The organism is Pseudomonas sp. PDM32 (genome assembly GCF_019219225.1).
GTDB lineage: Bacteria > Pseudomonadota > Gammaproteobacteria > Pseudomonadales > Pseudomonadaceae > Aquipseudomonas > Aquipseudomonas laurylsulfatiphila.
The window spans coordinates 23,154-48,283 of the sequence record NZ_JAHUWE010000004.1; the positions used below are offsets into that span (position 1 = coordinate 23,154).

A 25,130-nucleotide genomic window follows, 5' to 3' on the forward strand; every position below is an offset into this window, starting at 1 on the left:
AGGGTCGTTGCCAACAGGCAGGCCAGAAAATCAACAAGAGGCAGACATGCACATCGAGTTCCCAACCCAGCCCGGCTACCGCATCCAGCGTGAACATTTCCTGGCCGCAGCGGCTGCCGCAGGCGCAACCTTGACTGAATATCCACACCCGCTCAAAGGTCCGTTCGGTGAGTCGCTGAGTACCGATGTGGCGGTGTTGGGTGATCCCGGCGCCAAGCGCCTCTTGATCGCGCTGAGCGGCACTCACGGGGTTGAGGGCTTCTATGGCTCGGGCTGCCAGATCAAATGGCTGCAGGAGTTGGGCAAGCGCTCCCTGCCAACGGATGTGGCCGTGGTCATGATCCATGCCATCAACCCCTGGGGCATGGCGTGGTTGCGTCGGGTCAACGAAGACAACATCGACCTGAACCGCAATCACCTGGATTTCCAGCGCCCGCTGCCGGACAACCTGGCCTACAACGCCCTGCATGAAATCTATGCCTGCCCGCAGTTGCAAGGCCCCGAGCGTGAGCGTGCCGATGCCTTGCTCGACGAGCAGATTCGCCTGCATGGCTGGCCAGCGGTGATGTCGATTGTCGAGGGCGGTCAGCATGCTCACCCCGATGGCCTGTTCTATGGCGGGCTGGCGCCGAGCTGGTCGAACCGCACGCTGCACCGGATCGTGCAACAGCACGTGGCCCATGCCGAAGTGGCCATGTGTTTCGACTTGCACACCGGTGCGGGTGAATACGGTCATCCGATGTTGCTGACCATCACCGAGTCCGCCTACCCGGCACTGCCGGATGCGCAGGCGATCTACGGGCCGTGGCTCTACAGCCTGCAAACCGGCGCCGACACTGTCAGCGAAACCGGTGTGGCGGCAACGGCCACTGGCTACACCTCGCAGGCATTGATCGATGCACTGCCGCAGGTACGATTGATGCCTTTTGTCATCGAGTGCGGGACGTATCCGGGGCCGGACGTTCACCGCCATTTGCGCGATGACCACTGGCTGCATCTGTATGGCAATCCGGGTGACGCAACAGGGCGCGGGATCAAGTTGAATCTGCTGGAGCAGTTCTATCCGGCCGATAGCGATTGGCAGTCGATGGTCTGGTTGCGCACCTGGCAGATCTGGGAGCGGGCGTTGTCGGCATTACCGACCGTGTAGGAGCGAGCTTGCTCGCGATGGACACAAGAGCGCCGCGTTTAACCAGTAAGCACGCGTTATCGTTAACGACCATCGCGAACGAGCTCGCTCCTACAGACAGGCATAAAAAACGCAGGCATAAAAAAACGGCCTACCTTTCGGTAAGCCGTTTTTAGTACTTGGTGGCTACACAGGGACTTGAACCCCGGACCCCAGCATTATGAATGCTATGCTCTAACCAACTGAGCTATGTAGCCAAGTGGCGCGCATTATTCACCGGTAACGGGGATGCGTCAAGCATAAATCTAAAATATTTCTCTGCGCTTTCAACCGTTTATCAAAATCTACCTTCCAGGCAGGGGGGAAGGGGAGCGCTGGAAACCTCCAACGACCTCGACATCCACCTCAATTCGGACATGCTCTACGTCAACAACGACCACGCACTCTCGGCGGATGTGGCGTGGTTTATCGACTGGCTCAAGACCGAGCTGGAGCGGGACTTTCCGGAAGCGGTGATCCGCGCCTGAGCAGGGCTGCCGGATTCAACTCAAGCGGAAACGCCCGGTGTTGTCGCTCAAGGCTTTGCTGCCCTGACTCAGGGTGTCCGCTGCCTGGTTCACCGCACGGGCACCTTCGAGCAATCGTAGCGCCGCCTGATCGACCTGCTGGATATTGCCGCTGACCTCGTCGGCGGTACTGGCCTGCTCTTCCACCGCCGTGGCGATGTGCGCCAGGGTATCGGTGACACTCTGCACCGCACTGGCGATTTCCCCGAGCCGTTCGCCAAGGCCGGTGACCGCTTGCGCATCACTCTCTGCCTGAGTGCACGCGGCCTCCATCAGGTTGACGGCCTCGTTCACGGTGTGACGCAGGCTGTCGACCGTGCCGGCAATCTGTGCGGTCGACGATTGAGTGCGCTGCGACAGGCTGCGTACTTCATCGGCCACTACCGCAAAGCCACGCCCTTGTTCGCCCGCCCGTGCCGCCTCGATGGCGGCGTTGAGTGCCAGCAGGTTGGTCTGCTCGGCGACGCCGCGAATGGTGTCGACCACCAGTTGAATCTGCTGTCCTTGCTCGCTGACCCGGCCCAGTGCTGCGGCGGTTTCGTTCAGGCGTTGATTGAGTTGCTGGATGCTCGCGGTGGTGCGCTGGCTGTCGCGGCTGCTGTCGGCGGCAATGCGCCGGGTGTGCTGGGCGCTGCCGGACGCCTGTTCGCAACTGTGGGCGACCCCTTGTGAGGTGGCGGCCAGTTGCGTCGCTGCCGCGGCAATCTGACTGATCTGCAATTGCTGGGCTTCGACTTCGCCCAAGGCGTCACTGGAGTGATGGTTGAGGGTTTGCACCGCGTGGCTCAGTTGCAGGGTTTCGTGATCCACCCCTTGCAGGCTGGTGCGCAGTTGCACCACGGCGACGTTCAGCGCGGTGCTGATGACCGCCAGTTCGTCCCGCCCCTGAACCGGTACTTGCAGGCTCAGATTGCCATCGCGCAAGGCCTCGGCCAGCACCGTGATGCCGCTGGCGCTGCGGCGGATCGAAGCCTGCAAGCAGATGAACAGATACAGCGCAGCCAACAGCAGGCAGCCGAACACGGCGGCCACCACAATGAACTGGCGGATCGCCGAGTCGTGGTAGTAATCCAGGCGTTGATCCAGCGACACCAGCGACTGCTGGCGCAACGAGGCGAGGTCAGAGAGCAGGGCGTCGAGACTGCGTTCGAAGTCCTCCGGCTTGAGGTTGATACTACCGCCGAATACGCCGTCATCCAGCACCTTCAGGCCCGCATCGAGGCGCTTGAGGCTGTCATGGTATTGCCCGGCCCAGGTTTGCAGGGCGCTGGGCAAGCGCGCTTCGAGCAGACCCGCCGTTTTCACAAGCTGCTCACGGGCATCGCCGATGCGGCTGCGCAAGTCGCGCAGTTGCAGGCGGCTTTGCAGGGTGAACTGCCCGGACACGACCGACGCCTGGCCCACCGCCGCCAGGCGACCGACTCGTTCGATCAGGTCTGGTGCATGTTGGGTGGAGATCTGCGTCAGCAGATAAGTCTCCAGCCACGGTGCCAGTGTCAGGCGATTGTCCATGGCGATCTGCTCGCGCAAGGCTTGCAGGGCGCTCAGGGCGTTGGTGAAGCGATCATAGCCATCCGGCCACCAGCCGACGCTGCTCAGGCTTTTCGAGTCGAGGCCATCGAGGGCGGTTTGCAGGGCCTGATAACGGCTCAGTGTTTCGCTCTCGGCAGCTTCCTTTTGCAGGGCATTGCCCAGTTCGGCAGTGGCCTGGCTGACGGCGGGTTGGACCGCATCGAAGGCGGCCATCGCGGCGAGTGTGGCCGGTGTCGGCTGGCGATTGGTTTCCGTGGCGCGCCAGCGGGCGGCGCGATCACGCTGGGCGGCGAGCAGGTCATCGAGTGCATCAAGGGCCAGCAGTTGCCGCACCCCGGCACGTTCGCCGGAGATCAGGCTGAGTTTGTCGCGATAGTCCTGGCCGATCATCCACAGGCTGCCGGCCAGCGGCAGGATAAACAGCAGAAACAACAGCTGGAATTTGCGCGCAAAGCCAAAACGCCCCAGCAACCCGATCCCCGGTGATAAAAAAGCCTGCATGCCCCAAGACTCCTCTGGACACCACGCACCATTGGCGTGCGTCGGAGGTTGTTGCACCGCCGACTCGTGCCCTCTAAAAAGGCCTCGAAAGTTCACCCTTGTCCGCTCTGTAGGCTGACTCTGTGGCGAAACTTCCCATTGTCGGTCTCCTTTGTAAGGAAGCCGCGTTCAAGCCGACAAAGAAGGCAAGATTCAGACCATGGCGTTGCGCCATCAATGTTGTGGTGATGAAAATCGAGGTCGTTAGCAGGCTAAGGGGATGGCGTTGCCGCACTAAAAAATGGCACATTGATGCACCTGCACGTTTGTATCTCCTGTTGTTTGGAAATTCCCATGGCTATCAGCAACGCCCAGACCGGCTCAGTGCCGGCGTCCGCTACGCCCCAAAGCAGTCCCTTGGTGATGCGCATCATCGGTGCGGTGGCGCTGGCGCATTTGATCAACGACCTGATCCAGTCGGTGCTGCCGTCGATCTACCCGATGCTCAAGGCCAGCTATGGCCTGACCTTCACCCAGGTCGGCCTGATCACCCTGACGTTCCAGTTGACGGCCTCGCTGTTGCAGCCGTGGGTGGGTTACTACACCGATCGCCACCCCAAGCCGTGGCTGCTGCCGGCGGGTACGGTCTGCACCCTGGTCGGCATTCTGATGATGTCGGTGGTTGGCAGCTTCCCGCTGATTTTGCTGGCGGCGGGCTTGATCGGCATCGGTTCTTCGACCTTCCACCCCGAAGCGTCCCGCGTGGCGCGCCTGGCTTCGGGCGGGCGCTTCGGGCTGGCGCAATCGACCTTCCAGGTCGGCGGTAACGCGGGCTCGGCGTTCGGCCCCTTGCTGGCGGCGGCGATCATCATCCCCTACGGTCAAGGGCACGTGGCCTGGTTCGGTCTGTTCGCGGTGTTTGCGTTGTTCGTGCTGTACCGGATCAGCCGCTGGTACGCCAACCACTTGAACCTGTTCAAGCTCAAGCAAGGTCAGGCGGCGACTCACGGCTTGTCCAAGGGCCGAGTGACCAGCGCGCTGGTGGTGCTCGGGTTGCTGGTGTTCTCCAAGTATTTCTACATGGCCAGCCTCACCAGCTATTTCACCTTCTACCTGATCGAGAAGTTCGACCTGTCGGTCGCCAGTTCGCAGCTGCACCTGTTCCTGTTCCTTGGCGCGGTAGCGGCGGGGACATTCTTTGGCGGGCCGATCGGCGACAGGATCGGGCGTAAGGCCGTGATCTGGTTCTCGATCCTCGGCGTTGCACCGTTCACCTTGTTGCTGCCCCATGTCGACCTGTTCTGGACCAGCATCCTGAGCGTCGTCATCGGCTTCATCCTCGCCTCGGCGTTCTCGGCCATCGTCGTGTACGCCCAGGAACTGGTGCCGGGCAATGTCGGGATGATCGCCGGGGTGTTCTTCGGTTTGATGTTCGGTTTCGGCGGGATAGGCGCAGCGTTGCTGGGGCACCTGGCGGATATTCACGGCATCGAATACGTGTATTACCTGTGTTCGTTCCTGCCGTTGTTCGGGGTGTTGGCGATTTTCCTGCCTCGGACTAAAAAGGCCTGACCCAACACCAATCCCTGTGGGAGCGAGCCTGCTCGCGAAGAGGGAGTGTCAGTCGACATGCATGTGGCTGATACACCGCCTTCGCGAGCAGGCTCGCTCCCACAATGGGGCGGAGGTGTGGCGGATGATTGTTTCAGGCACAAAAAAGCCGCGTATCAAACGCGGCTTTTTCTTGGGCGTATGGCTTACACGTTGAAGCGGAAGTGCATCACGTCGCCGTCCTTGACGATGTAGTCCTTGCCTTCCAGACGCCATTTACCGGCTTCCTTGGTACCGGCTTCGCCCTTGTACTGGATGAAGTCGTTGTAGGCGATCACTTCGGCGCGGATGAAGCCTTTCTCGAAGTCGGTGTGGATCACGCCAGCGGCTTGTGGTGCGGTGGCACCGACGCGCACGGTCCAGGCGCGGACTTCTTCGACGCCGGCGGTGAAGTAGGTCTGCAGGTGCAGCATTTCGTAGCCGGCGCGGATCACGCGGTTCAGGCCAGGCTCTTCGAGGCCCAGGGCTTCGAGGAACATGTCTTTCTCTTCACCGTCATCGAGCTCGGCGATTTCCGCTTCGATCTTGTTGCACACCGGTACAACCACGGCGCCCTCTTCTTCGGCGATGGCCTTGACCACGTCCAGGTGCGGGTTGTTCTCGAAACCGTCTTCAGCGACGTTGGCGATGTACATGACCGGCTTGGTGGTCAGCAGGTGGAAGCCCTTGATCACCGCTTTTTCGTCGGTGCCCATGTTCTTCATCAGGCTGCGCGCCGGCTTGCCTTCGGTGAAGTGAGCGATCAATTGCTCCAGCAGACCTTTCTGGACCACGGCGTCCTTGTCACCACCCTTGGCATTGCGCGCGACTTTCTGCAGTTGCTTCTCGCAGCTGTCGAGGTCGGCGAAGATCAGTTCCAGGTCGATGATTTCGATGTCGCGTTTCGGGTCGACGCTGTTGGAGACGTGAATCACGTTCTCGTCTTCGAAGCAGCGGACCACGTGGGCGATGGCATCGGTTTCACGGATGTTGGCCAAAAACTTGTTGCCCAGGCCTTCACCTTTCGACGCGCCGGCAACCAGGCCCGCGATGTCGACGAACTCCATGGTGGTCGGCAGGATGCGCTTTGGATTGACGATGGCCGCCAGGGCTTCCAGACGCGGATCCGGCATCGGCACGATACCGCTGTTCGGTTCGATGGTGCAGAAGGGGAAGTTCTCGGCCGCGATCCCGGATTTGGTCAGGGCGTTGAACAGGGTGGACTTGCCGACGTTAGGCAGACCGACGATGCCGCAATTGAATCCCATGGTGTTTTCCCCGAGGAGTGAGTCAGGCCTTCTGGCTGTGCAGGTTTTTCATCGCGCGGTTCCATTCCCCGGCGAGGATATCCGGCAGCACGCCGAGGGCAAAGTCGATGCTGGCATCGAGTTTTTCCTGTTCGGCGCGTGGCGCACGACTCAGGACGAAATTTGAAACCATACTGGCAACGCCCGGGTGGCCAATGCCAAGCCGCAAGCGGTGAAAGGTATTCTGATTGCCCAGTTGCGCAATGATGTCGCGCAACCCGTTGTGACCGCCGTGGCCGCCGCCTACTTTGAGCTTGGCAACGCCCGGAGGCAGGTCGAGTTCGTCGTGCGCCACGAGGATTTCTTCGGGCTTGATGCGGAAGAAACCGGCGAGTGCCGCCACGGCCTGGCCGCTGCGGTTCATGTACGTGGTGGGAATCAGCAGACGAACATCCTGACCCTGATGCGAATAGCGCCCGGTCAGGCCGAAATATTTGCGGTCCGCTACAAGGTTCACGCCTTGTGCGTTCGCGATGCGCTCAACAAAAAGGGCCCCTGCGTTATGCCGGGTCTGTTCGTATTCAGCGCCTGGATTTCCCAGGCCAACGATCAGTTTGATGGCAGTCACGATAGGGGCCCTTCATTGGAGTGGTGGATAACATCGCCGCAATCAGGGAAAGCGGCGAAAGTGGACGAAAATTGCTCATTTACCATGATGTAAACTCCGCGTTCTCGCCCGCTTTCTCGCTATGCTCTAGTCCGCGATGTTTCCGGTCACTCCGGCAGCGCAGAGTAAATTACTCTGCAGCGCCTTCAGCAGCTTCTGGAGCAACACGTGGAGCGTGGACGTTGGCAACAGCCTTGTCATCGCCGTGTGCCAGGGCCACGAACTCAACGCCTTTAGGCGCCTTGAGGTCCGACAGGTGAATGATCGAACCGATTTCAGCGTTAGCCAGGTCGACTTCGATGAACTCAGGCAGATCTTTCGGCAGGCAGGAAACTTCGATCTCGGCAACAACGTGCGAGATTTCGCCGCCTTTCTTGGTCGGTGCTTCTTCGTTGATGAAGTGCACTGGAACGATCGCGGTCAGTTTCTGGCCAGCGACTACGCGTACGAAGTCAGCGTGCATCACGTGGCCTTTGGCCGGGTGACGCTGCAGGGCTTTGATCACGACGTTCTGCTTGGTGCCACCAACGTTCAGCTCGATGATGTGGCTGTAAGCCGCTTCGTTTTCGAGCAGTTTGGCAACTTCTTTGGCCAGCATGCTGATGGATTCAGGGGCTTTGTCGCCACCGTAAACTACAGCTGGAACCAGGCTTGCGAGACGACGCAGGCGGCGGCTCGCACCTTTCCCCAGGTCGGAACGCACTTCAGCATTCAGAGTAAAATCGTTCATGTTGTATCTCCAAAATAACCACACTCGCCCCAGCGTTTGCGACCAGCGCTAAAGGCGATATGGGCAAAAAAGCCCCGCCCCGACAGGAATGCCGGGGCGGGGCGCTTTTCGTCAACGAGACATTTCGAGAAGGGCAGGGCCCTTAGCGGAACATCGCACTGATCGATTCTTCATTGCTGATGCGGCGGACCGCCTCGGCAACTACCGGTGCGATATCCAGTTGGCGGATACGCGCACAGGCTTGTGCTGCAGCGGACAGCGGAATGGTGTTGGTCACCACCAGCTCGTCCAGCACGGAATTTTCAATGTTCTCGATTGCCCGACCCGACAGCACAGGGTGCGTGCAGTAGGCGAAAACCTTGGCAGCGCCATGCTCTTTCAGGGCCTTGGCCGCGTGGCACAGGGTGCCGGCGGTATCGACCATGTCATCGACCAGAATACAGGTACGCCCTTCGACATCACCGATGATATGCATCACTTCAGAGTGATTGGCTTTCTCACGGCGTTTGTCGATGATCCCGAGATCCACGCCCAGGGATTTGGCCACGGCACGTGCACGCACGACGCCGCCAATGTCCGGGGACACGATCATCAGGTTTTCGAAGCGCTGATCTTCGATGTCATCCACCAGAACCGGGGAGCCGTAGATGTTATCTACCGGAATATCGAAGAAACCCTGGATTTGGTCAGCATGCAGATCAACCGTGAGAACACGGTCGATGCCGACTACGGTAAGCATGTCAGCCACGACTTTCGCGCTGATAGCCACACGTGCGGAACGCGGACGGCGATCCTGACGGGCATAACCAAAGTAAGGAATAACAGCAGTGATACGAGTAGCCGAGGAGCGGCGGAAGGCATCAGCCATCACTACCAGTTCCATCAGGTTATCGTTGGTCGGAGCGCAAGTCGGCTGAATAATGAAGACGTCTTTACCGCGGACGTTTTCATTGATCTCGGCTGTAATTTCGCCGTCGGAGAATTTACCGACAGAGATGTCACCGAGAGGGATATGCAGCTGACGTACGACACGCCGAGCCAGATCGGGGTTAGCGTTCCCCGTAAAGACCATCATCTTGGACACGCGCAGTACCTGAAGGCTGAGGGTAACCTGGATGAGTATAGGAAAATGGCAGGGGCGGCTGGATTCGAACCAACGCATGGCAGGATCAAAACCTGCTGCCTTACCGCTTGGCGACGCCCCTGTATCTGTTGCAACGATTACCCGGTAATCGGTTCCTTTAGAGCAGACTTTGAAGCTTGCGATGCAACATCGAAACGTTGCTTCCTTTTGCTACAAAACCTGTAAGGGTCTCTGTCAGAAGGGCCGAGACTTTATCAGCTTCAGCTTTGCTTGGGAAGCCCCCAAACACACAACTTCCAGTTCCGGTGAGTTTTGCTTCGGTAAATTTACCTAGCAAATTCAAAGCGTTACGTACCTCAGGATAACGCCTTGTTACCACCGGCAAGCAGTCATTTCGACTGTTTCCCTTGGGAACGGGGCGCACTTTAATGGGAGGAGTGTTACGTGTCAACAACGGATCTGAAAAAATTTCTGCCGTACTTACAGAGACTTGCGGTACCAGCACCAGATACCACGGTTCTTCGGGGTCGACAGGGGTCAGTTTCTCCCCCACGCCCTCGGCGAAAGCCGCATGACCACGAACGAAAACCGGGACGTCGGCGCCCAGCGTCAATCCCAGGCCAGCCAGGCGATCTTCATCCCAGCCCAATTGCCACAGATGATTGAGGCCGAGCAAAGTCGTGGCGGCATTCGAACTGCCGCCGCCGATCCCGCCGCCCATGGGCAGGATCTTGTCGATCCAGATATCGACGCCCAGCGAACAACCGGATTGCTCCTGGAGTTTTTTTGCGGCCTTGACGATCAGGTTGCTGTCGTGGGGCACGCCGGCGAATTCGGTGTGCAGTTGAATGACACCGTCATCGCGCAGGGCGTAGGTGATTTCGTCGCCGTAATCGAGAAACTGAAACATCGTTTGCAGTTCGTGGTAGCCGTCTTCGCGGCGACCGAGAATGTGCAGCATCAAATTGAGTTTGGCCGGAGACGGCAGAGTCAGGCGATTGACTGGCATGTCATGACCCCAGTTTGCGTGGTTGCCAGGCCTTGATCACCAGGGTGACGTCAAGGTCGGTGCCATGCAGCTTGATGCGCTCGGGCAGCCAGTAACCGTTTTGTTGGGTGTAGTCGGTGTATTCGACCTGCCAGCCATCCTGCTCTAGGTTGGCCAGGCGACTGTCGGCATCCAGGGTCAGGTGACTTTTGCTGTCCGGAGACGGGAGCCCGCGCACCCACCAGGCTAGATTGGACACCGGCAGCTTCCAGCCCAGCTGTTCTTCGAGCAGCACTTCCGGATTCGGCGCGTCGTAGCGTCCCTGGTTGGCGACTTCCAGCGACACCTTGCCCGGACGTCCGGTCAGGCGAGCCGCACCACGGCCCAGTGGCCCGGACAGGCGAATGTCGTAGTAATCCTGGCGCTGCAACCAGAACAGCGTGCCGCTGCCCGAGTCTTTGGGCGCACGGATGCCGATCTTGCCGTCGATCTGCCAGCCGTCGAGGCCGGTCAGTTGCTGTTTGTGCTCGCGCCATTGGGTGGCGTTGCCATGACCCTCGACCGATTCGCGGGGACCAAGGCCTGCGCAACCGGCGAGCAGGGCGATAAAGCTGAAAACGATGAAATGGCGCAAAAACATAATCTTAAAGAGTCTCTGATCCGGTCAGGCGTTTGATGGTGCCACGCAGGGTCGGGCTGTCAGGCTGTTCCTTGAGGAATTTGCCCCAGACTTGTCTGGCTTCGCGCTGTTTGCCGTTGGCCCACAGGACTTCGCCCAGGTGCGCGGCGACTTCCTGGTCGGGGAAGCGTTCCAGGGCCTGGCGCAGCAGGCGCTCGGCTTCGTCGAGATTGCCCAGGCGGTAATTCACCCAGCCAAGGCTGTCGAGTACCGCCGGGTCTTCCGGACTGATCTGGTGCGCCTGTTCGATCAGGGCCTTGGCTTCGGCGTAGCGCGTGGTGCGGTCGGACAGGGTGTAGCCGAGGGCGTTCAATGCCATGGCATTGTCCGGGTCGCGCTTGATGATGGTGCGCAGGTCTTTTTCCATTTGCGCCAGGTCATTGCGTTTTTCCGCCTGCATGGCACGGGTGTAGAGCAGGTTCAAATCGTCCGGGTATTGCTGCAAGGCTTGATGCAGAACGCTCCAGGCCTTGTCGCCCTGATTGTTGGCGGACAGGGTTTCGGCTTCGATCAGATACAGCTGGATCGCGTAATCCGGCTGCTCGTCGCGCTCTGCTGCCAGCTTTCTCTGCGCTTCGGCGGTCCTGCCGTTGTCTATCAGGATGTCGGCCTGACGCAATTGCGCCGGCAGGAAATCGTTGCCCGGGCCCACCTTGGCGTACTCGATCAATGCGCCTTGCGGGTCGTTTTGTTCTTCGGCGATGCGGCCGAGGTTCAGGTGCGCCGAGTCGACGTGGCTGTCCCGGGCGATCAGGTCTTCAAGATAACCCTTGGCCTCGTTCCAGGCCTTGGCTTCCAGGCAGACCAGTGCCAGGGAGTATCGCAGATCGTCGTCTTCCGGGTATTGCTGGACCAGGCTGGAGAATTCGGCCTTGGCGTCGTCCATGCGGTCCTGTTCAACCAGCATCCGCGCATAGGTCAGGCGCAGGCGCTTGTCGTCCGGGTATTTCTTGATGCTTTTTTGCAGCAGCGGCAAGGCCTCGTCACCGCGATCGAGGGTTTGCAGCAGGCGTGCGTGCAGCAGAATCGGAGCAATTTCGCCGTCGTCCGGCGGATTGTCTTCCAGCAGTTTCAGTGCGCCTTTGGCGTCGCCATCCTGTTGCATCAGCAGTGCCTTGCCGAAAATCAGCTGGCTGTTGTTCGGATGGCGTTGCAGCAAGCGGTCGAAGCTTTTCATCAGGCCGTTGCGTGTGTCCTGGTCGGTGTCGGCCGCCGACAGCGCCAGGAAGTCGAAATGAGTGTCGCCTTTGCCTTGCAGGACTTTCTCCATATAGACCATGGAGTCGTCATAACGCCCGGCGCGGGCCAGTTGCACGGCGGCGGCGCGTTGCGCTTCGAGGTCGTCGGGGGCGTTTTTGGCCCAGATCAGCGCGGTGTCCAGGGCAGCCTGATCGGCGCCCAGGTATTCGGCGATACGGAATGCCCGCTCCGAGATGCCCGGATCCTGGGTGTTGATGGCCTGGGTCACATAGTTGTCCAGGGCAATGTCGAAACGATTGCGCTGGCCAGCCAGTTCGGCGCTCAACAGGCTGAAGACGGTTTCCTCGCTGAAGGAGCTGTAGACCTTCGGCTTTTCAGGGGCCGGGGTGCTGTCTTCAACCGGCGGCGTACCGTCCGACGAAACGGGTGCCAAGGCCTGGCAGCCGCTGAGGAAGACAAAAGCGAGGAGCAACGCGGAAGATCTATTCATATAGGAAGAGGACGACTAACCTGCGGTCGGATCATCATGACACAAGCTTTAGGCCAAACATAACCGGCCCGCCAATTTACCCAATCCCCGGACTTGCGCGATGCCCCTGTAGGAGCTGCCGCAGGCTGCGATCTTTTGATCTTGAAAAACAAAGTCAAAAGATCGCAGCCTGCGGCAGCTCCTACCGGTCGGGAACGAGAATGGCTCGCAAGCCGGGGCGTCCCATCGGCGCGTTAGATATCGAGTAGTTGTTCTGATTCCGTCGAAGTAGGACAATTGCCGGCTTCACGTCACCATCAGCGACTTTGAATGGCCTTCCTTGCACTCGGTATTAACCACAAGACTGCTTCAGTAGACGTCCGCGAGCGCGTGGCTTTTACCCCTGAGCAGCTGGTTGAGGCCTTGCAGCAGCTCTGCCGACTCACCGACAGCCGCGAAGCTGCGATCCTCTCCACCTGCAATCGCAGTGAACTCTATATAGAACAGGATCACCTGTCGGCGGACGTCGTGCTGCGCTGGCTGGCCGAATATCATCATTTGAGCTACGACGAGCTGCGCGAAAGCGCCTATGTGCATGAAGATGATGCGGCAGTTCGTCACATGATGCGGGTGGCTTCCGGGCTCGACTCGCTGGTGTTGGGCGAGCCGCAGATTCTTGGCCAGATGAAGTCGGCCTATGCCGTGGCTCGCGAGGCGGGCACGATCGGGCCATTGCTGGGGCGGCTGTTCCAGGCCACGTTCAACGCGGCCAAGCAGGTGCGCACCGACACGGCCATCGGCGAGAACCCGGTGTCGGTGGCATTTGCCGCGGTGAGCCTGGCCAAGCAGATTTTCAGCGACCTGCAGCGCAGCCAGGCCTTGTTGATCGGCGCCGGCGAGACCATCACCCTGGTCGCCCGCCATCTGCATGACCTGGGGGTAAAGCGCATCGTGGTCGCCAACCGTACCCTGGAGCGCGCGAGCATCCTGGCCGAGCAGTTCGGCGCGCATGCGGTGTTGTTGTCGGATATTCCGGCAGAGCTGGTGCGCAGCGATATCGTCATCAGTTCCACCGCCAGCCAGTTGCCGATCCTGGGCAAGGGTGCAGTGGAAAGCGCCTTGAAACTGCGCAAGCACAAACCCATTTTCATGGTGGATATCGCCGTTCCCCGCGATATCGAACCCGAAGTCGGCGAGTTGGACGACGTTTACCTCTATAGCGTCGACGATCTTCACGAAGTGGTCGCCGAGAACCTCAAGAGCCGCCAGGGCGCTGCCCAGGCCGCCGAAGAGATGGTCTCGGTCGGCGCCGAAGACTTCATGGTCCGCCTGCGTGAATTGGCGGCGGTGGACGTGCTCAAGGCCTATCGTCAACAGAGCGAACGCCTGCGCGACGAAGAATTGCAAAAGGCCCAGCGCATGCTGGCCAACGGCAGCAGCGCCGAAGAGGTGCTGGTGCAACTGGCTCGCGGGCTGACCAACAAACTCTTGCACGCACCGAGCGTGCAGTTGAAAAAGCTCTCTGCCGAAGGTCGCCTGGACGCGCTGGCGATGGCCCAGGAACTCTTTGCCCTCGGTGAGGGCTCATCGGATAGCTTTTCGGATAAAAAACCGCAATGAAAGCGTCACTGCTCAATAAGCTGGATATTCTCCAGGACCGTTTCGAGGAATTGACTGCCCTGCTGGGCGACGGCGAGGTCATTTCCGATCAGAACAAGTTCCGTACCTATTCCAAGGAGTACGCGGAAGTTGAACCGATCGTGGGCACCTATAAAGAACTGCTGAAAGTGCAGGATGACCTTGAGGGCGCCCAGGCTCTGCTCAAGGACAGCGACCCGGACATGCGTGAAATGGCCGTGGAAGAAGTCCGCGAGGCCAAGGAGCGCCTGGTCACGCTCGAAGCCGACCTGCAGCGCATGCTGCTGCCCAAGGACCCGAACGACGGGCGCAACGTGTTCCTCGAAATCCGTGCCGGCACCGGCGGCGACGAGGCGGCGATTTTCTCCGGCGACCTGTTCCGCATGTATTCGCGTTACGCCGAGCGTCGTGGCTGGCGGGTGGAGATCCTCTCGGAAAACGAGGGTGAACACGGCGGCTATAAAGAGGTGATTGCCCGGGTCGAGGGCGACAACGTCTACGGCAAACTCAAGTTCGAATCCGGTGCGCACCGCGTGCAGCGGGTTCCGGCGACCGAATCCCAGGGGCGCATCCATACGTCGGCCTGCACCGTGGCGGTATTGCCCGAGCCGGACGAACAGGAAGCCATCGAGATCAACCCGGCCGACCTGCGCATCGATACCTATCGCTCCTCCGGCGCCGGTGGCCAGCACGTCAACAAGACCGATTCGGCGATCCGCATCACTCACTTGCCGTCCGGCATCGTGGTCGAGTGCCAGGAAGAGCGTTCGCAGCACAAGAACCGCGCCCGGGCGATGTCCTGGTTGTCGGCCAAGCTGAACGATCAGCAGACCTCCGCTGCGGCCAACGCCATCGCCAGCGAACGCAAGCTGCTGGTGGGTTCCGGTGATCGCTCCGAGCGCATCCGCACCTACAATTTTGCCCAGGGCCGGGTCACCGACCACCGGGTCAACCTGACCTTGTATTCCCTCGACGAGATCCTCGCCGGCGGCGTCGAGGCGGTGATCGAGCCGTTGCTGGCCGAGTACCAGGCCGATCAACTGGCAGCGATAGGTGAGTAAATGACGATCATCGCCAGTTTGTTGCGTGCCGCCGATCTGCCCGACTCGCCGACGGCGCGTCTGGATGCCGAATTGCTGCTGGCGGCGGCGTTGGGCAAGTCCCGCAGTTTCCTGCACACCTGGCCAGAACGCATCGTGCCGAGCGAAGCGGCGCTGACGTTCGCCGAGTATTTGCAGCGCCGCCGCAGCGGCGAGCCGGTGGCCTACATCCTCGGCCAGCAAGGTTTCTGGAAGCTGGACCTGGAAGTGGCACCGCACACGCTGATCCCGCGCCCGGACACCGAACTGCTGGTGGAAACTGCGCTGGAACTGTTGCCGGCCACACCGGCCAAAGTGCTCGACCTCGGTACCGGCAGCGGCGCGATTGCCCTGGCGTTGGCCAGCGAGCGTCCGGCCTGGAGCGTCACGGCCGTGGATCGCGTGCTGGAAGCCGTCGCCCTGGCCGAACGCAATCGCCAGCGTCTGCACCTGAACAACGCCAAGGTGTTGAGCAGCCATTGGTTCAGCGCCCTGGAAGGTCAGCGTTTTCAGCTGATCATCAGCAATCCGCCCTACATTGCAGCGACCGATCCGCATCTGGTCGAGGGCGATGTGCGCTTTGAACCGGCCAGTGCCCTGGTGGCCGGTGTCGACGGGCTCGACGATCTGCGTCTGATCGTCGCCCAGGCGCCGGATCATCTCGACGCTGGCGGCTGGCTGATGCTCGAACATGGTTACGATCAGGCCGAGGCGGTCCGCGACCTGCTGCTGACCCGCGGTTTTGAAGAAGTCCACAGCCGCACCGATCTGGGCGGTCATCAACGCATCAGTCTGGGGCGCCTGCCGTGCTGAATGATCAGGAGTTGCTGCGTTACAGTCGGCAGATTCTGCTGCAACACATCGATATCGACGGCCAGTTGCTGCTCAAGGACAGCCGCGTATTGATCGTCGGACTGGGCGGCCTTGGCGCGCCAGTGGCGCTGTATCTGGCGGCCGCCGGCATTGGCGAGATGCACCTGGCGGACTTCGACACGGTCGACCTGACCAACCTGCAACGCCAGATCATCCACGACACCGACAGCATCGGCATGGGCAAGGTCGATTCAGCGATCAAGCGCCTGACGGCGATCAATCCCGAGATTCGGTTGATCGCCCATCGCGCGGCGCTGGACGAAGATTCCCTGGCCGCCGTGGTGGCGGGGGTGGATCTGGTCCTCGATTGCTCGGACAATTTCTCTACCCGTGAAGCGGTCAATGCCGCGTGCGTGGCCGCCGGCAAACCGCTGGTCAGTGGTGCGGCGATTCGCCTCGAAGGCCAGCTGTCGGTGTTCGATCCGCGTCGGCCAGAGAGTCCGTGCTACCACTGTTTGTACGGGCACGGCAGCGAAGCCGAACTGACCTGCAGCGAAGCCGGCGTGGTCGGTCCACTGGTGGGACTGGTCGGCAGCCTGCAAGCGCTTGAAGCGCTGAAGTTACTGGCCGGATTCGGTGAGCCACTGGTGGGGCGCCTGTTGCTGATCGATGCCTTGGGCACGCGCTTTCGCGAATTGCGGGTCAAGCGTGATCCGGGCTGTAGCGTCTGTGGGTCGAAACATGCGTGAAGCGCCGATTGGCGTGTTCGACTCCGGTGTCGGTGGACTCTCGGTGCTGGCCGAGATCCAGCGCTTGCTGCCCAACGAGACGCTGATGTACGTCGCCGATTGCGGCAATGTTCCCTATGGTGAGAAAACGCCGGAATTTATCCAGCAGCGTTGCAGCGTAATGGCCGACTTCTTTCAGCAGCAGGGCGCCAAGGCCCTGGTGCTGGCCTGCAACACGGCAACGGTGGCCGGCGTCGCCGACTTGCGTCGCGACTATCCCGAATGGCCCATCGTCGGCATGGAGCCGGCCGTCAAGCCGGCCGCCGCCGCAACCCGCTCCGGCGTGGTCGGGGTGCTGGCCACCACCGGCACCTTGCAGAGCGCCAAGTTCGCCGCATTGCTCGATCGCTTCGCCACGGACGTGAAAGTGATCACCCAGCCCTGTCCCGGGCTGGTGGAACTGATTGAAAACGGCGACCTGCATAGCGCCGAGCTGCGTGAGCTGTTGGCCGGGTATGTCGAGCCACTGCTGGCGGCTGGCGCGGACACCCTGATTCTCGGCTGCACCCATTACCCCTTTCTCAAGCCGATGCTCCGGCAGATGATCCCCGCGGACATCAGCCTGATCGATACCGGTGCTGCCGTCGCGCGGCAACTCCAGCGGCTTTTGGCCGAACGCGAACTGCTCGCCGCCGGGCCTGCCCGTGAAGCGCAGTTCTGGACCAGCGCCGATCCGCTTCATTTCAGAAATATCTTGCCGATACTGTGGAATACCTCTGGCGTTGTGCGAAGCTTCAACCGGTAGAAGGCTGTCTGGGGGGACGAAAAATCGGGGTGAACTTCTGATAAATCGCTGACTTCTATAGTTTTGCTGGGCCAGGCAACAAAAAATCATACGAAATCGTTCGGAAAAGGAAGTTTCTAGTGAAGCGACTATTCTGCTTGGCCGCGATTGCGGCCGCATTAATGGGGCACACCTTTACTGCGCAGGCGGCAGGTGTGGAGTTCGCGGTTGGTCAGACCAGCGATTCGACCATGACGTATCGACTGGGCATGCAATTCGATTGGGACCAGAGTTGGTGGCAGAGCGACGTGGGTCGCCTGACCGGTTACTGGAGCGGCGCGTACACCTATTGGGAAGGTGACAAAACCTCCAGCAATAACAGCCTGTCGTTCTCCCCGGTATTCGTTTACGAATTTGCTGGCCAGAACGTCAAACCGTACGTTGAAGCGGGCATTGGCGTGGCGTTGTTCTCCAATACCCGACTCGAAGACAACAACATCGGCAGCGCTTTCCAGTTTGAAGACCGCTTCGGTTTTGGCCTGCGCTTCAATGGCGGTCATGAAGTCGGGGTGCGTGCGACGCACTATTCAAACGCCGGGCTTGCCAGCTCCAATGACGGCGTAGAAAGCTACTCGCTGCACTACACGTTGCCGTTGTAAGACGCAACGCTGTACTAAATGTGGGAGCGAGCCTGCTCGCGAAAGCGGTTTAACATTCACCATTTATAGTGATTGTCAGACTGCATTCGCGAGCAGGCTCGCTCCCACATTTGTATTCGGGTGACTTCAAAGCTCAGCGATACGCCGTCGAAATCCCCAGGCGTTCGTCGATGCACTCCGGTGCGCCCATCTCGAACTCCCGGCAGATCAGCGGACGTTTTTCGTAGATGGTGCACATCATCGTGTTGCGATCCAGGGCGGCACACCAGCCGTCGTCCAGGCGCAGCATGACTTCCCCGCCCCAGTCATCGGTATCGATGAACCGTTCAGGCACACCCGTGTCGGTGATCAGCATGACTTCGAGCTGGCAGCAACAGGCTGCGCAGGTCGAGCACGTGACTGCGGGTTCCGCAATTTGCGTATGGGGGATGGTTTTCATGCCGCGCAGTGTAAGGCAGTCACCCGGTACTGTGTGAAAGGTCTGACGGACGCCCAGGTATCGGCGCGTCCGGGATGCCGCTGCCGATGATGGCGATTTTCAGGGTTGGTCCTTGATTGGTGGCTGGCTGCGCACCATGCGCTTGCCGATCTCCAGTTTCACTTGGTCCGGCCGTTTGGACAGCGGCCAGAGGGCGGCCATGAACGCAGCCGGGAAAGCGATTTCCAGCGGGCGGTCCTTGAGCTTTTCGAAGATGTGTCGCGCAGCTTTCTCCACCGGCCAGCTCAAGGGCATGGGAAAGTCGTTTTTCGCCCTCAGCGGCGTTTCGATAGGCCCAGGGTTGATCACCGTGAGTTCTATGCCTTCAGGGGCCAGGTCGATGCGCAGGGATTCGAACAGGTAACGCAGCCCGGCTTTTGAGGTGCCATACGCTTCTGCCTCGGGCAGCGGCAGGTAAGTGACCGTACTGGCCATGGCCACCAAATGGGGTGCGGTACCGGCACGCAGCAAAGGCAGGGCGGCATCGATGCAATAACTACTGGCCAACAGGTTGGTACGCAACACATGCTCGACAATGGACGCATCGAACTGCTTGGCATCCACGTACTCGCTGGTGCCGGCATTGAGTATCACGGTGTCCAGCGAGCCCCAGTCCTCGGCAATCTGCTCACCGATCTCGCGCACGGTCTGGCTGTTGGTCAGGTCACCGGCCACCACCAGCACTTGCCCCGGATAGCGTTGCGACAAGACTTTCAACTGCGCTACCGAGCGCGAACTGACGGCCAGGTGCGCACCGGTTTTCAGGATTTCTTCGGCCAGGGCCGCACCAATGCCGCTACTGGCACCGGTCAGCCAGTATCGTCGTGCGAGTGTACGACTCATCCCAATCTCCTTTTCAGCCAGGCCATTGCCCGGCCCAATATGGGTAAACATTTATGAAGCAGAGCCCCGGTATCGAGGTAACCCTGGTGGCGGTCATTCATGATCCAACGCCGGCGTATTGGCGTGACGGCAGATTTTTGAACGCCGTCAACGCACGCGTACGGGATGTGCTCAAGTCGACGATCGGTGAAGGGTAATCCACCCCACCAAAAAGGCCGCCGAGATTGGCGGGGTTGTGCACGTCTTTTTTATTCAGCCCTGCCAGCTCCGGCAGCCATTGCTTGATGAATACACCTTCGGGATCGAATTTTTCCGACTGGCTCAGCGGGTTGAAAATCCGGAAGTAAGGCGCCGAGTCGGTACCGGTGGAAGAGCTCCATTGCCAGCCACCATTGTTCGCCGCGAGGTCGCCATCGATCAGGTGATGCATGAAAAAGCGTTCGCCTTCGCGCCAGTCGATCAACAGGTTCTTGGTCAGGAACATCGCCACCACCATGCGCAGGCGGTTGTGCATCCAGCCGGTGGCCAACAGTTGGCGCATGGCGGCGTCGATGATCGGCAAGCCGGTGCGCGCCTGTTGCCAGGCAGCCAGTTCATCGGGAGCGTTGCGCCAGGCCAGCGCTTCGGTTTCCGGGCGAAACGCGCGATGCCGGGACACTCGCGGGTAGCCCACCAGGATGTGTTTGTAGAATTCGCGCCACAGCAGTTCGTTGATCCAGGTGACGGCGCCTGTGTTGCCGCTTTCGAACTCGCCCTGATTGCTGTTCAACGCGGCGTGCAGGCATTGGCGTGGAGAAATCACCCCGGCGGCAAGATAGGCCGAGAGCTGACTGGTGCCGGGTTTTGCCGGGAAGTCGCGTTCGTTCTGGTAGTGGTCGATCTGCGCTTCGCTAAAGCTGTCGAGGCGGCGCCTGGCTTCGGTTTCGCCGGCTGGCCACAGGCTGCGCAGAGGATCACCGGGCGTTGCGAAACCCTCGACGCTCAAGGGGATCGCATCGCTGGCAATGTTCAGCGGCGCTTGTTTGTGCGGCGCGCGGACCAGGCTGGGCAGCGAGTGGTGCAGTCGTTCGTAGCAGACTTTGCGGAACTGGCTGAAGACCTGAAAGTAAGTGCCGGTCCGGGTCAGCACGCTCCCGGGCTTGAACAGCAATTGATCGAGGTGGCGGTGAACTTCGATGCCTTCGGCCTGTAGCGTTCGGACGACCGCTGCATCGCGACGGGACTCGTGAATGCCGTACTCATCGTTGAGGTGCAGCGCGTTGACCTGCCACTGTCGGCACAGGTTCAGCAATACGCTGGGCGCGTCATCCCAGCGGGGAGCCTGGCGGACCAGCAGGGGAATGTTCAGTTGAGCCAGTTCACGGCTCAACTCGCGCAGGTTACGCAGCCAGAAGTCCACTTTGCAGGGCGCGTCGTCGTGCTCCAGCCATTGTTCCGGACTCAGCAGATACACCGCCACGCACGGGCCACGAGCCGCGGCAGCCGAGAGGGCGGTGTTGTCATGTAGACGCAAGTCGCTGCGCAGCCAGATCAATTGCATAGAGGAATCCACGCGATTCATTTAAATCAGCCCGCACTGAACGAGTGCCTGATGTGCCGACAGTGGATCTTCGGCCAGGTACAAGTCAGTGATCTCGTTGGTACTGGCGGACAACTCGGCGTGGTGTATGCACACCGTTGGTCCGGCAATCATTTTTGGGCAACCGACACCTTTGAAAAGTTTCGGCAGTTGCGCCAGGTTCATGGCCTTGCTTGAGTACAGCAGAACCCCGCGGGGTTGCAGCAGTTCGACCGCCAATGCCAGTTCGCTGACAGGCAGCGGCCCGTCGAAGACCTCCACCGGGCAATCCGCACTGCTGATCAGCCAGGCCGTGAGCCACAGCTGAGGTTCCAGGGGTAGGTCCGAGTGGTTGATCAACAGCAGTGGCGCGGTGCGCAACTGACGATTGTTATGGTAGATGCGTGCGCCGAATTTGCTGCGCAGCCAGGCAGAAAAAAACACACGCTCCATCTGCGCACCGAACTGGCCTTGCCAGCGTTGCTCCAGAGCGGCCAGCAAAGGCATCAGCAATTGCTCGCACAGGGTTCGCGGCGGATACAGCGCTATCGCCTGATTGACGTTGTCATCCAGGGCGCGTTCCTGCAATTCGCTGACTGCCTGCAGCAGCGTTAGCAGCAAGGTGTGCCAGTCGTTGTCGACGGACTCGCTGAATACTTGCGGCGTGTCGAGCAATTCCTTGACCTGGCTGACGGCGACGCCACGGTTGAGCCAGGTGAGGATGGCCTGGACACGTTGTACGTGATCGGGCGAGAACAGCCGATGCCCCTTGGGGGTGCGTTGCGGCACGATCAGACCGTAGCGCCGCTCCCAGGCGCGCAGGGTCACGGCATTGACGCCGGTCAGGCGCGCCACCTCGCGGATCGGCAGCCAGCCCTCGTCCAGTGCCTTTTTAAAGTCATCGCCGAGGTCTTCGCGGGCGCTGGTGTCGAGTGTCTTTTTCATCAGATGGCGTTTCGCAGGCTGAGGTTTTCCGGGTGCGGTTGCAGATAGACCTGCTGTGCGATGTACGGATCGGGGTGTTGGCGAAAGTGATGTTTGAGCAGCGTCAGCGGCACCACCAACGGCACGATGCCTTGGTGGTACTGGCTGATCAGCTGTTGCACTTCCTGCTTGTCTTCGCGGCTGATGGCCTGTTTCAGGTAGCCACTGAGGTGTTGCAGGACGTTGGTATGGGTGCGGCGGGTGGCGCACTTTTTCAGCGCTGCCATCAATTCGCTGAAATATCGGGGGCCCAGTTCCTGCGGATCGTTTTTGCCCATGCTGCCCAGCAGGTGGCCCAGGGCTTTGTATTGCACCGGATTGTGGGCCATCAGCAGGTATTTGTAGCGTGAGTGAAAGTCCGTGAGGCCGCGCCGGGTCAGGCCTTCCTGGCGTAGCTGCTGCCAGGCGCTGTAGGCGAATACGCGGGTGAGGAAGTTTTCCCGAAGCACCGGATCGTTGAGCCGGCCGTCTTCCTCCACCGGCAAGTCCGGGTGCAGCAGGCAGAAGGCCCGGGCGTAGATCCCGCGACCGCCACTGTCCGCTCGTGTGCCGTTGGTGTGGTAGACCTTGACCCGCTCCAGGCCGCAGGACGGGGAATTTTGCATGAAGATATAACCGCAAATATCCCCCAGCTGCGCTGCCATGTCCCGGCCGTAGTTGGCCAGCGGTTGTGTCACGTTCAGGTTGTGATCCAGGGTTCCCACGGCTTCGGGTTGATCGGCACCACTCACCAGTCGAATCGGTTGGCGGGGTACGCCGAGACCGATGGCCACTTCCGGGCAGACCGGGATGAAATCGAAATAATCAGTGAGGGTACGGCTGCACAGCCGCGATTCCTTGTGCCCGCCGTTGAAGCGCACATCGAGCCCCATCAGGCAGGCGCTGATGGCTATTTTCGGTTTGACAGGGGCGTGGGACATCGGAACACCTCGAATCTGAACCTGTACAAACATTTGTGTCTGTACAAGATAACCTCATCATAGATTCGAAATTATACAAGTCAAATTTTCTGTATAAGTTTTTCGATGTTATACCCCTGTAGGAGCTGCCGAAGGCTGCGATCTTTTGATCTTGAAAAACAAAATCAAAAGATCGCAGCCTTCGGCAGCTCCTACGCATCATTGCAGGTGTTCATGCAAGCGGCGGGCAGCTTCCTGACCGCTCAGCCAGGCGCCTTCGACGCGTCCGGACAGGCACCAGTCGCCACAGGCGTACAGCCCCAGGTCGGCATCGGCCAGAGTGCCCCATTCGTGATTGCTGGCAGGGCGGGCGTAGAGCCAGCGGTGGGCGAGGCTGAAGCTCGGCGCTGGCATGGAATCGTGCAGCAGTTCGGCAAACGCGCCGTGCAACTGCTCGATCACCGCTTCCTTGGGCAGGTCGATGTGTTGCCGGCTCCAGGCACTCGTGGCGTGCAGCACCCAAGTGTCGAGGGTGTTGTCGCGCCCGGGTTTGCTGCGGTTGCGGGCCAGCCAGTCGAGTGGACTGTCCTGTACGAAGCAGCCTTCCATGGGCGTTTCCAGTGGCGTTTCGAAGGCCAGGGCGATGGCCCAGGTCGGGTCCATTTTCACCCCGGCGGCGGCCCCTGCGAGTTTCGGCGCCGATGCCAGCAAAGCCGTGGCCTGCGGCGCCGGCGTGGCGATGACGACGTGGCTGAACGGTCCGTGGGTGAAGCCCTCGGCGTCCTGCAGATGCCAGTGTTCTTCCCCGCGGTAGACCTCGGTGATCCGGCAGGCGAAATGAACTTCAAGATCACCGAGCAGGGCGCGGGTGATGGCACTCATGCGCGGCGTGCCGACCCAGCGGGTCTGCTCGTCCGGCGACAGGTTGAGCTGACCGCCATGGTAGGTGTACAGCTGCGGCGTCCACTCGGCGACCCAGCCTCTGGCCTGCCAGCGCTGGACTTCCGTGACAAAGCGGCGGTCGCGGGCGGTGAAATACTGCGCGCCCATGTCCAGAGCACCCGCATCGCTGCGCTTGCTCGACATGCGCCCGCCGCTACCGCGGCTTTTATCGAAAAGTTGAACCACATACCCGAGGTCCGTAAGGGCCTGGGCGGCGGAGAGTCCGGCAATGCCGGTGCCAATGATTGCGATAGGTACAGTCATAGGGGCCTCGTTTACCTTTCTGTACAGACTACGCCGGGGTTCAAACCTGTACAATATTGTTTTTTGGTATAACTTTTAGCGTTCTCGTTCTGACAGCTTGGCCTATTGTTAACCATAGAGCCTGCTCGATACCAAAGATCCCTGCTTATAAAAATAGACTAGTGGACAGGGTAAAACGCCACGCGAGGAAGAAGTCATGCACATATTGCTGACCGGCGGTACTGGTTTGATAGGACGTCAGCTCTGCCGGCACTGGTCGGGACAGGGCCATCGCCTGACAGTCTGGAGTCGCAAGCCTGAAAAAGTCGCGAAAACATGTGGTGCCCAAGTGCGTGGAATTGCCCGGTTGGAGGATCTGGGGCAGGAACCGGTGGACGCGATCGTCAATCTTGCCGGAGCGCCGATTGCCGACCGACCCTGGACGCACAAGCGTAAAGCCTTGTTGTGGAGCAGCCGGATCACGCTGACAGAAACCCTGCTGGCGTGGCTTGAGCGTCGCGAGCAGAAACCCCGAGTGTTGATTTCCGGTTCGGCCGTCGGCTGGTATGGCGACGGTGGCGAGCGCGAACTGACCGAGGACTCGGGGCCGGTCAGCGAAGACTTCGCCAGCCAGTTATGCATCGCCTGGGAAGAAACCGCGCAACGGGCTGAAGCGCTGGGCATTCGCGTCATCCTCATTCGAACCGGGTTGGTGCTGTCGGCCGAGGGCGGCTTTTTGTCGCGGCTGTTACTGCCCTTCAAGTTGGGGCTGGGAGGGCCGATCGGCAACGGCCGGCAATGGATGCCATGGATTCATATCGACGATCAAATCGCTCTGATTGATTTTCTTCTGCATCGCAACGAGGCCAGCGGTCCCTATAATGCGTGCGCACCCAAACCGGTGCGCAACCGCGAGTTTGCCAAGACGTTGGGCAGCGTGCTGCATCGCCCGGCATTCATGCCGATGCCGGCCTTCGCCTTGAAGGTCGGGCTGGGCGAGTTGTCCTTGCTGTTGCTGGGCGGCCAACGGGCCACGCCGGTTCGCTTGTTACAGTCGGGTTTCACTTTTCAGTTCACGGATTTGCGTGCGGCACTGGATGATCTGTCCGCTCGCCTTTGA

Annotated in this window: 23 protein-coding genes, 2 tRNA genes and 2 pseudogenes; 10 read left to right on the forward strand and 17 right to left on the reverse strand. The window is 60.3% G+C overall.

Annotation, left to right across the window (positions count from 1 at the left end; all coding sequences use genetic code 11):
- Positions 1-46: 46 nt before the first annotated feature.
- The gene (locus tag KW846_RS08750) at positions 47-1,150 is read left to right on the forward strand and encodes a DUF2817 domain-containing protein (RefSeq protein ID WP_218481992.1); all 1,104 of its coding nucleotides are present in this window, start codon (positions 47-49) and stop codon (positions 1,148-1,150) included.
- 159 nt (positions 1,151-1,309) lie between these two features.
- Here KW846_RS08750 and KW846_RS08755 read toward each other — a convergent pair.
- Positions 1,310-1,386, reverse strand: a tRNA-Met gene (locus KW846_RS08755).
- 126 nt (positions 1,387-1,512) lie between these two features.
- Between KW846_RS08755 and KW846_RS30355 the strand changes: the two are divergent.
- A pseudogene (locus KW846_RS30355) lies at positions 1,513-1,656 on the forward strand (LysR family transcriptional regulator); the annotation flags it as partial.
- A gap of 15 nt (positions 1,657-1,671) precedes the next feature.
- Here KW846_RS30355 and KW846_RS08765 read toward each other — a convergent pair.
- Positions 1,672-3,729, reverse strand: coding sequence for a methyl-accepting chemotaxis protein (locus KW846_RS08765; RefSeq protein WP_218481993.1), 2,058 nt, complete (start codon positions 3,727-3,729; stop codon positions 1,672-1,674).
- A 333-nt stretch (positions 3,730-4,062) separates the two neighbouring features.
- Between KW846_RS08765 and KW846_RS08770 the strand changes: the two genes are divergently transcribed.
- Positions 4,063-5,280, forward strand: coding sequence for an MFS transporter (locus KW846_RS08770; protein ID WP_095965584.1), 1,218 nt, complete (start codon positions 4,063-4,065; stop codon positions 5,278-5,280).
- 185 nt (positions 5,281-5,465) lie between these two features.
- Here the strand turns inward: KW846_RS08770 and ychF are convergent, their stop codons facing one another.
- The 8 genes from ychF to KW846_RS08810 form a co-directional block, all read right to left on the reverse strand.
- Entirely contained in the window at positions 5,466-6,566 is a 1,101-nt protein-coding gene (gene ychF, locus KW846_RS08775) for a redox-regulated ATPase YchF (RefSeq protein ID WP_096509090.1), read from the reverse strand.
- Between the two features lie 22 nt (positions 6,567-6,588).
- On the reverse strand, positions 6,589-7,173 hold the full coding sequence (gene pth, locus KW846_RS08780; RefSeq protein ID WP_102671721.1) for an aminoacyl-tRNA hydrolase: 585 nt from the start codon (positions 7,171-7,173) through the stop codon (positions 6,589-6,591).
- A gap of 169 nt (positions 7,174-7,342) precedes the next feature.
- Entirely contained in the window at positions 7,343-7,942 is a 600-nt protein-coding gene (locus KW846_RS08785; protein WP_007973891.1) for a 50S ribosomal protein L25/general stress protein Ctc, read from the reverse strand.
- Between the two features lie 142 nt (positions 7,943-8,084).
- On the reverse strand, positions 8,085-9,026 hold the full coding sequence (locus KW846_RS08790) for a ribose-phosphate pyrophosphokinase (RefSeq protein WP_003171603.1): 942 nt from the start codon (positions 9,024-9,026) through the stop codon (positions 8,085-8,087).
- Between the two features lie 46 nt (positions 9,027-9,072).
- Positions 9,073-9,147: transfer RNA gene (locus KW846_RS08795), tRNA-Gln, on the reverse strand.
- Positions 9,148-9,183: 36 nt separating this feature from the next.
- On the reverse strand, positions 9,184-10,035 hold the full coding sequence (gene ispE, locus KW846_RS08800; RefSeq protein ID WP_218481994.1) for a 4-(cytidine 5'-diphospho)-2-C-methyl-D-erythritol kinase: 852 nt from the start codon (positions 10,033-10,035) through the stop codon (positions 9,184-9,186).
- Position 10,036: 1 nt separating this feature from the next.
- Positions 10,037-10,654: a lipoprotein insertase outer membrane protein LolB gene (gene lolB, locus KW846_RS08805; RefSeq protein WP_218481995.1), complete on the reverse strand. Its 618-nt coding sequence runs from the start codon at positions 10,652-10,654 to the stop codon at positions 10,037-10,039.
- A gap of 4 nt (positions 10,655-10,658) precedes the next feature.
- Positions 10,659-12,383: a tetratricopeptide repeat protein gene (locus KW846_RS08810; protein WP_218481996.1), complete on the reverse strand. Its 1,725-nt coding sequence runs from the start codon at positions 12,381-12,383 to the stop codon at positions 10,659-10,661.
- Between the two features lie 309 nt (positions 12,384-12,692).
- Here KW846_RS08810 and hemA point away from each other — a divergent pair, with 309 nt between their 5' ends.
- From hemA to KW846_RS08840, 6 genes are all read left to right on the forward strand, one after another.
- The gene (gene hemA, locus KW846_RS08815) at positions 12,693-13,982 is read left to right on the forward strand and encodes a glutamyl-tRNA reductase (protein WP_007973881.1); all 1,290 of its coding nucleotides are present in this window, start codon (positions 12,693-12,695) and stop codon (positions 13,980-13,982) included.
- Positions 13,979-15,061 (forward strand): peptide chain release factor 1, encoded by a 1,083-nt coding sequence (gene prfA, locus KW846_RS08820; RefSeq protein ID WP_007973879.1) that lies wholly within the window; start codon positions 13,979-13,981, stop codon positions 15,059-15,061. The genes hemA and prfA overlap by 4 nt, the downstream gene beginning before the upstream one ends.
- Entirely contained in the window at positions 15,062-15,892 is an 831-nt protein-coding gene (prmC, locus tag KW846_RS08825) for a peptide chain release factor N(5)-glutamine methyltransferase (protein WP_218481997.1), read from the forward strand.
- Positions 15,886-16,641, forward strand: a complete 756-nt coding sequence (locus KW846_RS08830) for a molybdopterin-synthase adenylyltransferase MoeB (RefSeq protein ID WP_218481998.1) — start codon at positions 15,886-15,888, stop codon at positions 16,639-16,641. Before prmC ends, KW846_RS08830 begins: the two co-directional genes overlap by 7 nt.
- Positions 16,634-17,425, forward strand: coding sequence for a glutamate racemase (murI, locus tag KW846_RS08835; RefSeq protein ID WP_218481999.1), 792 nt, complete (start codon positions 16,634-16,636; stop codon positions 17,423-17,425). Before KW846_RS08830 ends, murI begins: the two co-directional genes overlap by 8 nt.
- A 119-nt stretch (positions 17,426-17,544) precedes the next feature.
- A complete protein-coding gene (locus tag KW846_RS08840; protein ID WP_218477343.1) occupies positions 17,545-18,063 on the forward strand; it encodes an acyloxyacyl hydrolase in 519 nt (172 codons plus the stop codon).
- Between the two features lie 133 nt (positions 18,064-18,196).
- On the opposite strand, the gene KW846_RS08845 is transcribed toward KW846_RS08840, so the two are convergent.
- From KW846_RS08845 to KW846_RS08870, 7 genes and pseudogenes are all read right to left on the reverse strand, one after another.
- Positions 18,197-18,502, reverse strand: a complete 306-nt coding sequence (locus tag KW846_RS08845) for a YkgJ family cysteine cluster protein (RefSeq protein ID WP_015096814.1) — start codon at positions 18,500-18,502, stop codon at positions 18,197-18,199.
- A 99-nt stretch (positions 18,503-18,601) separates the two neighbouring features.
- The gene (locus KW846_RS08850) at positions 18,602-19,384 is read right to left on the reverse strand and encodes an SDR family oxidoreductase (RefSeq protein WP_218482000.1); all 783 of its coding nucleotides are present in this window, start codon (positions 19,382-19,384) and stop codon (positions 18,602-18,604) included.
- Positions 19,381-19,476 (reverse strand): annotated as a pseudogene (locus KW846_RS29980) (transcriptional regulator); the annotation flags it as partial. The pseudogene KW846_RS29980 and the gene KW846_RS08850, both read right to left, overlap by 4 nt.
- A gap of 5 nt (positions 19,477-19,481) precedes the next feature.
- Complete coding sequence (gene phrB / locus KW846_RS08855) at positions 19,482-20,924, reverse strand: deoxyribodipyrimidine photo-lyase (protein WP_218482001.1); 1,443 nt, start codon at positions 20,922-20,924, stop codon at positions 19,482-19,484.
- A gap of 21 nt (positions 20,925-20,945) precedes the next feature.
- Entirely contained in the window at positions 20,946-21,887 is a 942-nt protein-coding gene (locus KW846_RS08860) for a MerR family transcriptional regulator (protein WP_218482002.1), read from the reverse strand.
- Complete coding sequence (locus KW846_RS08865; RefSeq protein WP_218482003.1) at positions 21,887-22,846, reverse strand: DUF523 and DUF1722 domain-containing protein; 960 nt, start codon at positions 22,844-22,846, stop codon at positions 21,887-21,889. The genes KW846_RS08860 and KW846_RS08865 overlap by 1 nt, the downstream gene beginning before the upstream one ends.
- Positions 22,847-23,044: 198 nt before the next feature.
- Positions 23,045-24,031 (reverse strand): NAD(P)/FAD-dependent oxidoreductase, encoded by a 987-nt coding sequence (locus KW846_RS08870; protein WP_116581207.1) that lies wholly within the window; start codon positions 24,029-24,031, stop codon positions 23,045-23,047.
- A gap of 196 nt (positions 24,032-24,227) precedes the next feature.
- Between KW846_RS08870 and KW846_RS08875 the strand changes: the two genes are divergently transcribed.
- Positions 24,228-25,130, forward strand: coding sequence for a TIGR01777 family oxidoreductase (locus KW846_RS08875; protein ID WP_218482004.1), 903 nt, complete (start codon positions 24,228-24,230; stop codon positions 25,128-25,130).

Bases quoted from the DNA above. Each gene is read 5' to 3' on its own strand.
- KW846_RS08810 (WP_218481996.1), bottom strand. From the start codon at position 12,383: ATGAATAGATCTTCCGCGTTGCTCCTCGCTTTTGTCTTCCTCAGCGGC.
- KW846_RS08870 (WP_116581207.1), bottom strand. From the start codon at position 24,031: ATGACTGTACCTATCGCAATCATTGGCACCGGCATTGCCGGACTCTCC.
- prfA (WP_007973879.1), top strand. From the start codon at position 13,979: ATGAAAGCGTCACTGCTCAATAAGCTGGATATTCTCCAGGACCGTTTC.
- KW846_RS08865 (WP_218482003.1), bottom strand. From the start codon at position 22,846: ATGTCCCACGCCCCTGTCAAACCGAAAATAGCCATCAGCGCCTGCCTG.
- KW846_RS08785 (WP_007973891.1), bottom strand. From the start codon at position 7,942: ATGAACGATTTTACTCTGAATGCTGAAGTGCGTTCCGACCTGGGGAAA.
- ispE (WP_218481994.1), bottom strand. From the start codon at position 10,035: ATGCCAGTCAATCGCCTGACTCTGCCGTCTCCGGCCAAACTCAATTTG.
- murI (WP_218481999.1), top strand. From the start codon at position 16,634: ATGCGTGAAGCGCCGATTGGCGTGTTCGACTCCGGTGTCGGTGGACTC.
- KW846_RS08770 (WP_095965584.1), top strand. From the start codon at position 4,063: ATGGCTATCAGCAACGCCCAGACCGGCTCAGTGCCGGCGTCCGCTACG.
- lolB (WP_218481995.1), bottom strand. From the start codon at position 10,654: ATGTTTTTGCGCCATTTCATCGTTTTCAGCTTTATCGCCCTGCTCGCC.
- KW846_RS08860 (WP_218482002.1), bottom strand. From the start codon at position 21,887: ATGAAAAAGACACTCGACACCAGCGCCCGCGAAGACCTCGGCGATGAC.
- KW846_RS08875 (WP_218482004.1), top strand. From the start codon at position 24,228: ATGCACATATTGCTGACCGGCGGTACTGGTTTGATAGGACGTCAGCTC.
- prmC (WP_218481997.1), top strand. From the start codon at position 15,062: ATGACGATCATCGCCAGTTTGTTGCGTGCCGCCGATCTGCCCGACTCG.
- ychF (WP_096509090.1), bottom strand. From the start codon at position 6,566: ATGGGATTCAATTGCGGCATCGTCGGTCTGCCTAACGTCGGCAAGTCC.
- phrB (WP_218482001.1), bottom strand. From the start codon at position 20,924: ATGCAATTGATCTGGCTGCGCAGCGACTTGCGTCTACATGACAACACC.
- KW846_RS08850 (WP_218482000.1), bottom strand. From the start codon at position 19,384: ATGAGTCGTACACTCGCACGACGATACTGGCTGACCGGTGCCAGTAGC.
- KW846_RS08765 (WP_218481993.1), bottom strand. From the start codon at position 3,729: ATGCAGGCTTTTTTATCACCGGGGATCGGGTTGCTGGGGCGTTTTGGC.
- KW846_RS08845 (WP_015096814.1), bottom strand. From the start codon at position 18,502: ATGAAAACCATCCCCCATACGCAAATTGCGGAACCCGCAGTCACGTGC.
- KW846_RS08750 (WP_218481992.1), top strand. From the start codon at position 47: ATGCACATCGAGTTCCCAACCCAGCCCGGCTACCGCATCCAGCGTGAA.
- hemA (WP_007973881.1), top strand. From the start codon at position 12,693: ATGGCCTTCCTTGCACTCGGTATTAACCACAAGACTGCTTCAGTAGAC.